The sequence below is a fragment of the Micavibrio aeruginosavorus EPB genome, from assembly GCF_000348745.1.
Lineage (GTDB): Bacteria > Pseudomonadota > Alphaproteobacteria > Micavibrionales > Micavibrionaceae > Micavibrio > Micavibrio aeruginosavorus_A.
In genome coordinates this window covers 2144324-2158695 of the sequence record NC_020812.1, presented here as the reverse complement: position 1 = coordinate 2158695, position 14372 = coordinate 2144324, and the positions used below count along the sequence as shown (strand labels likewise).

The window sequence follows — 14372 nt, the reverse complement described above, 5'->3', positions numbered from 1 at the left end:
GACCGCAAAGGGAGGATAGAGCCATGATACGGACGATGATTTTAATGGGCGCGGCCACGTTGGCGCTGGCTGGATGCCTGCCGAAAAAAGACAAGGCGGCGGAGAATGCGGGGGCCTCTGACGCCCAGCAAACGGAAACAGATTCATCGGCCTTGGCACCGTCGGGCCAGGGTGTTGTGATTTTTAATTGCGAATCAGTGATCGTGCAGGCCGCTTTTGACGGGCAGGACAAGGTTGTGATGATGGTGGGCGATCAAACCTATCAATTGCAATCGGTTGTGTCCGCATCGGGCGCGAAATACGAAACGGCCTCCGGCGTTACACCCGCCGCGATGCTGTGGAACAAGGGGGATGAGGCGCTGGCGAACATTCCCGGCCATGGTGAGATGAGCTGTCAGGTTCAGGGCGCAAAAATGGGCACGCCCGACAGCGCCAGCCAGGTTCCGGCCCAAACGTCATCCGTACAAAACACCGAGTGGCAGGTGAAGACGATGAATGATGCCGTGCCCCAGGGCGTTGAAAATCCGCTGACGGTGCGTTTTGATGATCAGGGGCGGGTCAGCGGGTTTGCGGGCTGTAACCGCTTTAACGGGACGTATGAGCTGAGCCGTGATGGTCTGGTCATCAAGCCGGATCTGGCCATGACGCGTATGGCATGTCTGTCCGATGAGGTCGCACAGCAGGAGGCGGCCTTTACCGCCTTGCTGACCAGCATGACAGCGTTGCAGATGCAGCCGGATGGCACGGTGATTTTGCGCAATGATCAGGGGCAACAGATTGTTCTGCATACGCCACCGATGGAATAGTTCGGCTTTTAAATGGCTGTAATAATAAAAACCCCCGGACCGATGGACCGGGGGTTTTTGTATCCGGATCAGGCTTCGGCGCTGAACTGGTCAAAGGCGCGCAGGGCATCCGCCGCATACATCAGCGCCGGGCCACCGCCCATATAGGTGCACATGGCCACGACTTCGGCGATTTCCTGCCGCGTGGCCCCCAGATTTTTCAGGGCCTTGGCATGGAAGCCAATGCATCCGTCGCATCGCTGGCTGACACCAATGGCCAAGGCGATAAATTCCTTGGTCTTTTTGTCCAGTGCGCCATCGGCGGTCGCGCCCTTGGCCATGGCGGAAAAACCCTGCATCGCCTCAGGCGTTAGGGTGCGCAGTTCGGCCATATATTGGGAAATATCCTGGGTGAGTTGTTTGTAATCTTTTGTCATGGTGACATTCTCCTTGATCAATTCATAAAAATATAATATCATAAAAATATAAATTGTAAAGGGGCATGCAATGCACGATATGCTGGCACAAGCCGACAAGGCCGCCGCGTTCTTGAAGGGATTATCAAATGGTCACCGTTTGGTGATCCTGTGTCATTTGCTGGACGGCGAAAAAAGCGTGAGCGACCTGATTGATCTGACGGGCATTGCGCAAACATCCATGTCGCAACATTTGGCGAAGTTAAAACGCGAGGGCATCGTGACCTATCGTCGTGAGCATCGTGTTTTGTATTATACGATTGCCCAGCACGATGTGGTGCAAATTATGGGCATGCTGTACGAAAAATTCTGTACGCCGCAAACAAAGAAAAAAGGTGCGAAATGAGCGTGAAGGTGATTGATGCAAAAACGGCCCATGACTGGTTGTCCTCCGGTGAGGCCATCTTGATTGACGTGCGTGAGGCCGATGAATTCAGCGCGGAACATATCGCCTGCGCGGCATCGGTGCCGTTGTCACGCATTCCGGAGCTGTTTGATCAGATGCACGTGCCGAAGGGGCGCAAGATTATTTTTCAATGTCTGATGGGCGGCCGAGGCAGCCGGGCCTGTGCCGCGTTGCCCGCGGATAAAAACAAAATTTACGACGTTTACAATATTGACGGCGGTATCATTGCGTGGAAGGACGCGGGCTTGCCCGTGGTGGTGTCATCCGATCCGGTCCTGTCCATTGTTCGCCAAGTCCAGATGGCTGTCGGCGGGGCTGTGGCCGTGCTGGTTCTCTTTGGTTTTCTGGGGCTGACGCTGGGCTTTGTGCTGGCTGGAATTTTGGGGACGGCCCTGTTTGTTGCCGGGCTGACCGGCTGGTGCGGTTTGGCAATGCTGTTGCGCCGGATGCCGTGGAATCGCACCTGAGCCGGGAATTTGGGCCCTAGAGGCCATGCACTCCGCTGGGTTATATGTAAAAATCGTTAAAAATCAACGGGCTGGGTTGCATACCCCAGCCCGTTCCTTCATCCTTTCTTAGGCGAAATACCGCTTAAATAGAATCGGGCCGTTTCTCACAATCAAATCCACCCCGGACGAGTATGCTGTGAAAGTCAGATATTACGCGATTATTGGTTTTCTGATTCTGGTTCTTCTGGTCAATGTGCTGGGGGTTTTGCCCTATATCCAGTGGTCCAGTTTTCGCAATGCCGATGCGCGCGTGACGGCGGATTATATTGTCATCGGTGAATTGCACCACCTTATGAACACGATGCAGGACATGGAAACCGGGCAACGGGGATATATCCTGACCCGCGATCCGGATTTTCTGGGGCCGTTTCTTCACCTCTATGACATGCGGGTCGATGAACTGGATTTTGCCGATGATGGCCGGATCGTCTCTGCCCCGTTCCTCGATCAAAGCGTGGCCCCCGCTCATATCGTCGATGAAATTCGCAATCTTGAACAGAAGCTGGCCGATGATGCGGACAGTCTCGCGCTGGTGAATGATCTGCGAACATTGGTGGATCGCAAGCGTCTGGTGACCAATGACACGATGCGCCTGGTGCGGGATCGCGGATTTGATGATGCGGTTCAGAACATCAAAAGTGGCCAGGGCAAGGCCGCAATGGACGATATTCGCGCGGTGGTGTCCCGGTTGATCGCCATTCGCGAAGAATCTGCGCGGACGATGCTGCATGAAACGGATTTGCGCATGGCGTCGTATTCCCGTTTTGTGATCGCGGGGAATATTGTTTTGGGTGTTTTGCTGTTGCTGTCCTTCTGGGGATTGGCGGCCAGCCGGGAACGTGCCATTCGCGACCGCCGCCGGATCGAACGAACCGATGAACAATTGCGCGCCTTCATCCGTCATGCCCCTGCGGCAATCGGGGCGCTGGATCGTGATTTACGATTCGTGATTGCCAGCGACCGATGGTCCAGCGAGTTTGACAGCCATTGGTATCGCAGTGCCACGGGCATGGAATTGAAAGACGTTCTGCCGTATCTGCAAACGCGCGATGACTGGAAAAAGGCGGTCGAAAAATGTCTGAACGGCGAAACGGTTGTCGTGGCCGAAGACAAGATTACGCAACCCGGTCGCCCCGATATCTGGGCGCGTTGGGAATTGCATCCCTGGGGCACGATGAGGGGCGGCCAATCGGACGGGATTATTATTTCGGTCGAAAACATCACCAAACGCAAAGATATGGAACGGATGAAGGACGAGTTCGTTTCGACCGTCAGCCATGAATTGCGCACACCGTTGACATCCATTCGCGGGTCGCTGGGCCTGGTTGCGGGCGGCGTTGTCGGGGCTTTGCCACAAAAGGCACAGGAATTGGTGGATATTGCCTATAAAAACTCCGACCGTTTGATTTTGTTGATCAACGATATTTTGGACATGAACAAGCTGGAAGCAGACCAGCTGGAATTGAACATGGTTCCGCACGATGTGGGAATGGTGTTGCAGGAGATGGTCGAGGCCAATCAGGGTTATGCCGATAAATACGGTGTGCAGTTGGGCTTGGCCCAGGCGCCTGCGCCAGTGTCGGTTTTGATAGACCAGCATCGCTTCCAGCAGGTTTTATCCAATCTGGTTTCAAATGCGATCAAATTTTCACCGCGCGGGGCCACGGTTGAAGCCGGGTATGTGATTGACGGGCCGCGCGTTCGTCTGCATGTACGCGATCATGGCCCCGGTATTCCGCGTCAGTTCCAGTCCCGCATCTTTGAAAAGTTCGCGCAAGCAGATTCATCCGATGCACGGGCGCAGGGCGGGACGGGCCTTGGTCTCAGTATTGCCAAGGGGCTGTGTGAACGGATGGGCGGGTGGATGTATTTCGAAACCGAAGAGGGACAGGGCACGACATTTTTCGTCGAACTGCCAATTTATAATGCTGCCGACACGGTGGAGGATGAGGATCCGCTGGTGGATCAGTTGAAAAAATCCGTCCTTCACGTTGAAGATGATCCTGATTTTTATCGTGTTATTCGCAGCGGTCTGGAACCGCAAATCGTGGTGCGCAACTCCCGTACATTGCGCGATGCCGATATTATGATCGATCGGCGCGATTTCGATTTGATTATTCTGGACCTGCGCTTGCCCGATGGCAGCGGGTTGTCGTTGCTGGATCATATAAAACATAAGGACAAATGTCCGATCGTTGTGATTTCCGCCTATGATATTCCGGATGACATCAAACCTCTGGCGGCGGCCTGTTTGGTTAAAGCACGCACGCCGGAATCGGAAATGATCGAGATTATTAAGACCCTGCTGGGTGAAACTGAAAATACCGTGACGGGATGGAAAAAATGACAAACGCCCCTCTGCAACATATCTTATATATAGATGACGAAGAGGATATCCGCACCGTGGCCCAGATGGCCCTGGAAATGGTCGGCGGTATGACTGTGACAGTGTGCTGTTGCGGGCGCGATGGATTGGATTCCGCGCGGTCCAGCCCGCCGCAAATGATCCTGCTGGATGTAATGATGCCGGATATGGATGGGCCGGAAACCTTTGCGGCCCTGCGCGCCGATCCGGATTTGGCGACGATACCGGTGGCCTTTATGACCGCCAAGATACGTCCGGAAGAAGTTTCAGATTTGATGCGTTTGGGCGCGGCGGGGGTTATTGCCAAACCGTTCGATCCCATGACGCTGGCGGATCAAGTGCGTGATGTCTGGAATAAATTTCATGAATAGATAGAGATCAATAGATATGACGAATCAGCATAATCCCGACGATATTGAAATGGTCAAACGTCCCTCGTATGAGGAAACGTACCAAAAGCTTTTATACGAATATATCCGCCGTCTCGAAAAATCGGTGGAAGCGATTGATAACATTCTGGCGCAACGCCAGTTGAGCCCGTTGACCAAGGATGATTTATTGCGCGCCCAGATGTTGGCGCACGGCATGTCGGGGTCGGGGGCGACGTTCGGATTTTCGGCGGTCAGCGATGCTGGACGCAAGGCGGATGTCTTTCTGGATCGTCTGATCCGTTCCATGCCCGATGACGGCACGATGGATGATGAATCCTATCCCGAGTTTGAAATGCTGATGAAGGTTTTGCAGGGCACATGCCGCAACGCCGTCAATAAAGGCGGCGACGGTCCGACAATACCCAAGGATCAGAGCGCTGCCCGGGATGGGCATGTGAAGGAAGTGTTGAACGTCCTGATCGTTGATGACGATGAAAGCCTGAGCCAGATGCTGGCGTTAAAGCTGGTGCAGAGAGGTATTCACGTCATCAATGCCCGCGATGGCAAGGCCGCCTTGTCGCAATGCCAGAAGGGCGTGCCCGATCTGATTATTCTGGATATTATGATGCCGGGTTTAAGCGGGCATGAGGTTTTGCGCCGTTTGAAACAGGATCCCGCCTATGTCGATGTTCCTGTGGTCATGCTGACCGGGCGGGCGCAGCAACAGGATGTTGTCGGTGCGCTGCATTCGGGTGCGATTGATTATGTGGTCAAACCGTTCGACCCGGATCATCTGGTGTCGCGCGTGGAAAAAATTCTGGATGCCAGCCGTTATACGGTTTTGATTGCGGATAATGATCCGCTGATTCTGCAATTGCTGGAAAGCAAGTTCCGTAATCGTGGTTTCAAGGTCGTGCTGGCCGGCGATGGCAAGGATGCGTTCGACATTATCCGGACCAATGCGCCCGACCTGATCATTCTGGACGTGATGATGCCAGAGGTGGATGGGATCTCCCTGCTTAAACGGGTGCGGTCCAACACGGCGACGGCCGACATTCCCGTCATTATGCTGAGCGGTCACAAGGACCAGCGCGATATTGACCGCGGGATGGAAGCCGGGGCGCAGGATTATGTCGCCAAGCCCTTTATGCCCGATGACCTGATTGCGCGGACCCTGCGAGTCTTGAAAACCGGGGTTGCGGGGACGGAATCCGGGCAGGGATAGACAAGTTTAATATTTGTCATATCTCAGTGCCGTGGTGGCTTTTCGCCTTGGCAAGAATATTGCATAGGAATTTCAGCATTTTGACCGGCGGTCAGTCCGGATCTGGTGCGCGTCTGGCGAATCAAGTAGACTAAACCACACAGTTTATATACAAGGTGGGCGTGAACCACACGTGCGCTCGCGTATACAAAGGCAAAGGGTATTATCATGGCAAAGCGTTTCATCATCGTCCTGATTTTGGTCGGTATCCTGTTCGGGGGACTGGTCGGGTTCGACATGTTCAAGAAGAAGATGATGGGCCAGTTTCTGGCCATGATGTCGCAACAACCCCCGGCCCCGGTCGTGGTGGTTACGGCGGATAAAAAACCCGTCACCCGGACCCTGGATGGCATCGGCACATTGGAAGCCGTGCGTCAGGTCACCGTATCCCCGGAAGTGGGTGGTCGCGTGACCAACATTACATTCGAGGCCGGCGTGCTGGTGGCGGCGGGTGATTTGCTGGTGCAACTGAATGATGAACCGGACAAGGGCGATCTGACCCGCTTCCAGGCCCAGGCAAAATTGGCCCAGCAAAATTTGACCCGGTCCAGCAAACTGGTCGACGTGGCGTCCACCCGGTCGACCGTTGACCGCGACCGTGCCGAGTTGAACGAAGCCGAAGGCGGTATCGCCCGGACCGAGGCCGTGATCCGCCAGAAACAGATTCGCGCGCCATTCGATGGTGTGCTGGGGATACGTCAGGTCAATTTGGGTCAATATCTGAACCCCGGTGATGCGATTGTGACGCTGACGGACCTGTCCGAATTGTTCGTGAACTTTACGCTGCCGGAACAGACGCTGGCCGATATTGCCGTTGGACAGGCGGTGGAATTGCGCGTTGATGCGTATCCGGCGGATGTGTTCATTGCGAAAATCAACGCGATTGAACCGCAGGTTGGCGATGAAACCCGTACCGTGAAGGTGCAGGCCATTTTGGGCAATGAAGAGGGCAAGTTGAAGCCGGGTATGTTCGCCCGCGCAACGGTGCTGTTGCCCGATGGCGCGGATCAAGTGATCCTGCCGGAAACGGCGATCGACTTCACCATCTATGGTGACTCCGTCTATATCGTGACCGAGAGCAAGAATGAATCCGGCGAACCGATCCTGACCGCCACACGCAAATACGTCAAAACCGGCACCCGTTACAAGGGCGAGGTGGTCGTGCTTGAAGGCGTGAGCGAAGGCGACCGTGTCGTGACAGGTGGGCAGTTGAAGCTGACCTCCGGCGGTGCCGTGACCATCGCGACCAAGGACACGCTGGCCGAAACGACCAAGGCCAACGAAAACAGCGATCGCAAGGAATAATCAATCCAGCCCGCGCCGGATAGGGCGCGGGTGCGTAACCCTCTTCCAGATTTCAAAGAAACGGGAAAGACCATGGTTTTCACCGATATTTTTATCAAACGCCCGGTTCTGGCCGTTGTGGTCAGCATCCTGATCCTGCTTGTCGGTCTGCGTGCGGCTTTTGATTTGCCCATTCGCCAATATCCGGAAATTGAACAGGCCGTTATTACCGTGACGACCAGTTATCCCGGCGCGTCACCGGAATTGATGCAGGGTTTCGTGACCACGCCAATCGCGCAGGCGATTGCAACGGCCGAAGGGGTTGAATATCTGGTGTCCAGCTCGTCCCAAGGGCGGTCGTCGGTGGCGGCACACTTGCGTCTGAATTCGGATTCGGACAAGGCGATGGTCGATATTCAGGCCAAGCTGAACCAGGTGAAATATCTGATTCCGCAGGAATCGAACGATCCGATCATTTTGAAGTCCACTGGCGATGTATCGGCCATCATGTATATGGGCTTTGCCAGCGACGAATTGCCGACATCGGCCATTACCGATTACCTGATTCGTGTGATCCAGCCGATGCTGGCGACGGTTGAAGGTGTTGCATCCGCCGACGTGATCGGCGGACAGACGCTGGCCATGCGGATCTGGATGGACCCGCAGAAAATGGCGGCGCGTAACATCACCGCATCGGACGTGGCGCAGGCGATTCAGGCCAACAACTATCAATCCGCGCCCGGTCAGATGAAGGGCAGCTATATCATCACCAACATCGAAACCAACACCGACCTGGTTGATGTTGAAGAATTCCGCAATATGGTTGTGAAGACCGTCGATGGGTCGATCGTGCGGATGCGTGATATTGGCACCATTGAAATGGGCTCGCAAAACTATGACCAGGCCGCGTTGATGGACAGCAAACGCGCCGTCTATATCGGTGTGAACGCGACCCCGACCGGTAACCCGCTGAACATCGTCAAGGAAGTGCGTGCGATGTTGCCGGAATTGGAGAAAACCATGCCGCCGTCGATGGAGGTGGCTGTTCCGTTTGACGTGACCATCTTCATTAACGCCGCCATTCATGAAGTGCAAAAGACTCTGATCGAAGCCATGGCGATTGTTATGGTTGTGATCTTCCTGTTCTTGGGCACGTTCCGCTCGGTTATTATCCCGATTGTGACCATTCCGCTGTCGTTGATCGGTGCGGCGTTTTTGATGTTGTCGCTGGGCTTCTCGATTAACCTGCTGACGCTTCTGGCGATGGTGATGGCCATTGGTCTGGTGGTGGATGACGCGATTGTTGTCGTGGAAAACGTGTTCCGTCATATTGAAGAAGGCAAAACCCCGGTTCAGGCGGCCATTCAGGGTGCGCGTGAAATCGTGGGCCCGATTATCGCCATGACCATTACGCTGGCGGCGGTGTATGCCCCGATTGGTTTTATGGGCGGCGTCACGGGGTCGTTGTTTAAGGAATTCGCCTTTACACTGGCCGGGGCCGTTATTATTTCCGGTATCGTCGCGTTGACGCTGTCGCCGATGATGTGTTCGGTTTTGCTGAAACACGGCATGAACGAAACATGGTTCGCGCGCAAGGTGGATGCAACGTTCAGCAAGCTGGAGCGTTTTTATGCCCGCCGTTTGCACGGGACATTGGAATTCCGTCCGGTGACGTTGTTCTTTGGCTTCTGCATTTTGCTGTCGTTGGGCCTGTTGTTCGGTGGCGCGCGCAGCGAGCTGGCCCCGGAAGAAGACCAGGGTATTGTGCTGACCGCGACCAAGGCGCCGCAATATGCCAACCTTGATTATTCCATGGCGTTCGGCCGTGAAGTGGAAAAGATTTTCCGCGCCGTTCCGGAAGTGAGCTCGACTTTCGTTCTTGTCGGGACCGACGGGCCCAGCAACGGCTTTGGTGGCATGTTGTTGAAAGACTGGTCTGAACGGGATCGGTCCGCATCGCAAATTCAACAGGATATCCAACAGCAGGTGGGTGCGATTGACGGTGAGCTGGTGTTCACGTTCTCTCTGCCGGCTCTGCCGGGGTCCACGGGCGGTATGCCGGTGCAAATGGTTATCCGCTCGACCGAAGGGTATGAAACCGTTTATCGCGTGATGGAGGATCTGAAGAAGGCCGCAGCCGAAAGCGGCATGTTCATGATGACCGACTCCGACTTGAACTTTAACACCCCGGTCGTGGAAATCACGATTGACCGGAACAAGGCGAACCAGCTGGGCATCACCATGCGTGATATCGGTGATACATTCGCGCTGATGCTGGGTGAAAACTATGTGAACCGCTTTAACCTTGATGGGCGTTCCTATGACGTTATTCCGCAGGTGCCGCGTGCCGACCGGATTACGCCGGAATCGTTGACGCAATATTACGTCCGGGCGGGCAATGGCGATATGGTGCCCCTGTCGACGGTCGCCAGTGTCAGCATGAAATCCTCGCCGGACAAGCTGGTCCAGTTTAACCAGTTGAACTCCGCCACCTTCTCGGCCATTCCGATGCCGGGTGTGGCGATGGGCGATATTGTCGCGTTCCTGCAACAAAAGGCGGACGAAATTCTGCCCAAGGGGTTCAGCTATGACTGGATGAGCGATTCCCGTCAGTTCGTGAACGAAGGCAGCCAGCTTTACATCACGTTCGGATTTGCCATCATCGCCATTTTCTTGGTGCTGGCGGCGCAGTTTGAATCGTTCCGTGACCCGCTGGTTATTATGATGACGGTGCCGTTGGCGATGTCCGGGGCGTTGTTGCCATTGTTCTTTGGCGTTGCGACCATGAACATCTATACCCAGATTGGTTTGATTACCCTTGTCGGGTTGATTTCCAAGCACGGTATTTTGATGGTCGAATTCGCGAACAAGGCCCAGGTGGAACATGATCTGGACCGCCGCGCCGCGATTGAGGAAGCCGCCCGTGTTCGTCTGCGTCCGATTTTGATGACGACGGCGGCCATGGTTGTGGGTCTGATCCCGCTGGTTCTGGCCGATGGGGCCGGGGCGGCCAGCCGCTTCTCCATCGGCGTGGTGATTGTGGCCGGGATGTTGATCGGGACGCTGTTCACCTTGTTCGTGTTGCCGTCCGTGTACACGATTCTGGCAAAAGATCACCGCGCGGCGTCCAAATCCGTTCGGGCCCAGCAATTGGCGGCGGTTGACGCGGAATAATCCCATAAGAATTTGACGAAAGGGGCGGGTACAATCCGCCCCTTTTTTCGTGCCCGTCTGGAACAGGGGCGCAAATCATGGCATCCTGCACGGGTCATGACCGAAACGTCGATTTACCAACCTAAACGCGCCATGCACGCCGCGATCGCCTCGATCGTGACGGTCAGTGTGCTGATCATTATCAAAACAATTGCACTGTTAATGACCGGATCGGTCAGTATCCTGGCCTCGTTGATCGATTCTTTGTCCGATGCGGTTGTGTCGGCGATGAATGCGCTGGCCATTCATATTTCCCTGTTGCCTGCCGACAAGAACCACCGCCATGGTCATGGCAAGGTCGAGGGGCTGGCCGCGTTGATTCAGGCCGCGTTTATTACCGGGGCCGGGGTGTTTCTGGCGCTGGAATCGGTGCGCCGCCTGGCCGAGCCGCAGGATATTCAGGCCCATGGCGTGGCCATTATCGTTATGGCGATTGCGATTGTACTCTCCATTGGGCTGGTGATGGTTCAAAACCATATTTTGCGGGCCGCCCCGTCGCTGGCGGTGCAGGCGGACCGGGCGCATTATTCATCCGACATTGTGGTGAATGGCGGGGTGATTGCGGCGCTGGCCGTGCAATCGATGGGCGGGCCGTGGTGGATTGACCCGGTTTTTGCCCTCGGTGTGGCCGGGTGGCTGGGCTGGCTGGCCTGGGGGATCGGGCGGCAGGGTATTGATATGTTGCTGGACCGCGAATTGCCGCGCGAAACACGCGCGCGGATTGAGGCAATCATCCGCGCCGAACCGCGCATCCACGGTATCCATGATTTGCGCACCCGCGCATCGGGTATGCAGATTTACATTTATTTCGATGTCGAATTGGACCCGGATATGAAATTGATGCACGCGCACGACATTACGCGCGACATTGAAATTGCATTGGTCCGTGAATTTCCGAATGCGGAGGTTATGATCCATATGGACCCACTCGGCGATATTGATGACAGCCGCCATTCCGTTCCGGGGGTACACCATTAAATGCGCGTGATTTGTGACATTGGCGGGACGCATATTCGCTTGGCTCAGGATAACGGTGGGCGTGACCCGGTTGATCCGCGTCGTTATGCGGTATCCAATTTTTCCGATTTGCATGATGCGGTTGAATTTTATTGTACGGAAACGGATATCCATGATCCGGATTCTGTCGCTGTTGCTGCCGCTGCAAATGATACGGGGGATGGGGTTTACCGGTTCTTCAACAATGAGGGGTGGGCGATTGACCCCGCGGCCCTGCGTAAACGTGGCATGGTGCTGGACGGTGTCATCAATGATTTCGCGGCGTCCGCCTGGGGGATGACCTGTGTGCCCGATCATGCGTTGCATGTCGTTCGTGGGGCGCAATCCGACCATCATTATCCGCGCGCCATTCTGGGGCCGGGAACGGGGTTGGGGCTGGCCTATGCGCTGCCGCTGGATCATGGGCGCTGGCGGGTGCAAGGGACGCATGGTGGCCATATGATGGCCGCATGTTTGACCGATGAACACCATTTGATTTGTGAACTGGTCGGGCGGTTGAATGGCCATGACCGCATGGTTATTGTTGAGGATGTGGTCAGTGGCCGTGGTTTGCCCACCCTGTACCGCGCCGTGTGCCAGATGAATGGCGATGATCCGCTGCCGCTGGACAATGCCGCCAATATACTGGATTACGCGGATAATCCGGCGGTGGTTGAAACGTTGCGTCTGTTCCATGAATTTTTGGGGATGTTCATGCACAATGTTGCCATTACGCTGGAGGCGTATGGCGGATTATATCTGGATGGTGGCCTGACGGCCCGTTTGTATGAAAAGGGTTTGTTTGATCATGCGCGCGTTTTGGACTTTATGACCCTGAAGCCCGCGCCGTCGGTGAAGGCCGACCTGGACAAAACACCCGTGTTTATCGTGAATGATCCGTATATCGCCCTGCGTGGGTTGATTGCGATGGATCGCAATCACAGAAAGAATGGATAAATGACCGAGCGTATTGCGTATCTGACGATTGATGATTCCCCGTCATCCCGTATGGATGACATGGTGGATGCGCTGGAGGCATCGGGCGTGCCGGCAATCTTTTTCTGCCGCGGCGACTTGCTGGAAAAGAACCCGGCGTCGGTTACGCGGGCGATTAAAAAGGGATTTGTGGCGGCCAATCACGCCTATAACCACCGCCGGTCCAGCCAGATTTCGTTTGAAGACATCACGGCCGAAATCACGGCCACGCAAAAATTGCTGGACCAATGCTGGGCCGATGCGGGTATGGATACATGGCCGCGCTATTTCCGCTTTCCGCACATGGATCGCGGTACGGGTGGATGGGTTGTCGATTTTCAAAAGGTTCCCGACGAACACCGGGATATTTTGATCAAGCTTTTTGCTGATGGCCTGAACGTGTCCATGGACCCGCCGAGTGAAGAAGCCAAGGGGAAAAAGGCGCAATTGCAATTATGGTTGAAGTCGAACGGCTTTACCAAACCCGCCTTTAACAATGTTTCCCTGCCGTGGTATCGCGATACCGAAATGGGGCAGGCGATTGACGCCATGTTTACCTTCTCTACATCGGATTGGATGATCACGCCGCGGCACAAGGGCAATTGGCCCTATAAAACGCTGGATGATCTGAAGGCCAAGATTGATAACGATCCGTGGCTGCAACGCACCGACACGGCGCATATCATTCTGGCGCATGACCAGGCCGATATTATTGATGACACGCTGGCTTTGGTGGACCATATGCTGGACCGTGGATTTAAATTCGAAATCTAAATACGCAACAAAGGGTGCAAACATGACAAAGCAATATTTCGTACGGGTCATTGGTGACTACGGTCAATTGGGTGATATGGCCTTTGCCGAGGTCTCCGACCGTTTGGATGCGCAATTGATGGATATTCCGGATGCGCATTTCAGCGTGCGCCTGTCATCGGTCCCCGTCTTCGACACGATTGCCACGGGTTTTATGCTGGCGCAGCTGGCGGTGAATTCGCCGCTGGGCGACCGCCATATTTTCTACGTCAACACGGCCCCGCGCAAGGACAAGGCCCAAGCCCGCGTCGATAACGAAGGCGAAGGGCTGGTCTACGCCAAATTGAAAAACGGCGTGCGGATCGTTGCGGTGAACAGCGGCTATTCCCTGGCCCTGATCAAACCGTTTACCGATTCCATTCGCCTGATCAAGGTTTCGGCGGCGGGGTCGCAATTCCGGTCCCGCGATAATTTCCCGGTGGCCGTGGGCGCGATTGCGCGCGGGGATGAAAGCCTGCTGGGTGATGATGTGACGCATACGGTGCCGGACGCGCTGCCGAAAAATGCGGTTGTGTACACCGATGGCTACGGCAATTTGAAATGCTCGATCGATCCAAAGGATCTGGATGCCCATCACGGTGAAAAAGTCACCGTGGAAATCAATGGCCGGGAACAGGTGGCCATGGTTGGCACGGGCATTTTCGCCGTGGCCGATGGTGAATATTGCCTGGCCAAGGGCAGCTCGGGCTGGGACCTGCCGGATGGCAGTCGCATGGAGTTTGCGGAAATGGTTAAACGTGGCGGGAACGCCTCGAAAAGCTTCGGCAGCCCGCCGGGCGGGATCAAGGTGAACTGGCGCTCATAACCGCCGCACAATATTGGGGAAGCCGCTGATTTCAGCGGCTTTTTCTTTGTTCTTGCACCCGCCGCGCGTGGCGGTGTAGCGTCCGGCTTATAAGAAAAAGACGAACGGGG

13 protein-coding genes are annotated in these 14372 nt (G+C 55.2%); 12 read left to right on the top strand and 1 reads right to left on the bottom strand.

Annotated features, from left to right (window positions below):
• The first annotated feature begins 23 nt into the window (after positions 1 to 23).
• Positions 24 to 806, top strand: a complete 783-nt coding sequence (locus A11S_RS10155; RefSeq protein ID WP_148285138.1) for an META domain-containing protein — start codon at positions 24 to 26, stop codon at positions 804 to 806.
• A 68-nt stretch (positions 807 to 874) separates the two neighbouring features.
• Here the strand turns inward: A11S_RS10155 and A11S_RS10150 are convergent, their stop codons facing one another.
• Complete coding sequence (locus A11S_RS10150) at positions 875 to 1222, bottom strand: carboxymuconolactone decarboxylase family protein (RefSeq protein WP_041802711.1); 348 nt, start codon at positions 1220 to 1222, stop codon at positions 875 to 877.
• Positions 1223 to 1292: 70 nt separating this feature from the next.
• Here A11S_RS10150 and A11S_RS10145 point away from each other — a divergent pair, with 70 nt between their 5' ends.
• From A11S_RS10145 to A11S_RS10095, 11 genes are all read left to right on the top strand, one after another.
• Positions 1293 to 1607, top strand: coding sequence for an ArsR/SmtB family transcription factor (locus tag A11S_RS10145; RefSeq protein WP_015468421.1), 315 nt, complete (start codon positions 1293 to 1295; stop codon positions 1605 to 1607).
• On the top strand, positions 1604 to 2134 hold the full coding sequence (locus tag A11S_RS10140; RefSeq protein ID WP_015468420.1) for a rhodanese-like domain-containing protein: 531 nt from the start codon (positions 1604 to 1606) through the stop codon (positions 2132 to 2134). The genes A11S_RS10145 and A11S_RS10140 overlap by 4 nt, the downstream gene beginning before the upstream one ends.
• A gap of 178 nt (positions 2135 to 2312) precedes the next feature.
• Positions 2313 to 4523, top strand: coding sequence for an ATP-binding protein (locus A11S_RS10135; RefSeq protein ID WP_015468419.1), 2211 nt, complete (start codon positions 2313 to 2315; stop codon positions 4521 to 4523).
• A complete protein-coding gene (locus A11S_RS10130) occupies positions 4520 to 4912 on the top strand; it encodes a response regulator (protein WP_041802709.1) in 393 nt (130 codons plus the stop codon). The genes A11S_RS10135 and A11S_RS10130 overlap by 4 nt, the downstream gene beginning before the upstream one ends.
• 16 nt (positions 4913 to 4928) lie before the next feature.
• Complete coding sequence (locus A11S_RS10125; protein ID WP_015468417.1) at positions 4929 to 6137, top strand: response regulator; 1209 nt, start codon at positions 4929 to 4931, stop codon at positions 6135 to 6137.
• Positions 6138 to 6344: 207 nt separating this feature from the next.
• The gene (locus tag A11S_RS10120) at positions 6345 to 7481 is read left to right on the top strand and encodes an efflux RND transporter periplasmic adaptor subunit (protein ID WP_015468416.1); all 1137 of its coding nucleotides are present in this window, start codon (positions 6345 to 6347) and stop codon (positions 7479 to 7481) included.
• Positions 7482 to 7553: 72 nt separating this feature from the next.
• Entirely contained in the window at positions 7554 to 10634 is a 3081-nt protein-coding gene (locus A11S_RS10115) for a MexW/MexI family multidrug efflux RND transporter permease subunit (RefSeq protein ID WP_015468415.1), read from the top strand.
• A 96-nt stretch (positions 10635 to 10730) separates the two neighbouring features.
• Entirely contained in the window at positions 10731 to 11651 is a 921-nt protein-coding gene (locus A11S_RS10110) for a cation diffusion facilitator family transporter (RefSeq protein WP_148285137.1), read from the top strand.
• Complete coding sequence (locus A11S_RS10105; RefSeq protein ID WP_015468413.1) at positions 11652 to 12626, top strand: glucokinase; 975 nt, start codon at positions 11652 to 11654, stop codon at positions 12624 to 12626.
• The gene (locus A11S_RS10100) at positions 12627 to 13418 is read left to right on the top strand and encodes a polysaccharide deacetylase family protein (RefSeq protein ID WP_015468412.1); all 792 of its coding nucleotides are present in this window, start codon (positions 12627 to 12629) and stop codon (positions 13416 to 13418) included.
• A gap of 22 nt (positions 13419 to 13440) precedes the next feature.
• A complete protein-coding gene (locus A11S_RS10095; protein WP_015468411.1) occupies positions 13441 to 14262 on the top strand; it encodes an SAM-dependent chlorinase/fluorinase in 822 nt (273 codons plus the stop codon).
• The last annotated feature ends 110 nt before the right edge of the window (positions 14263 to 14372 follow it).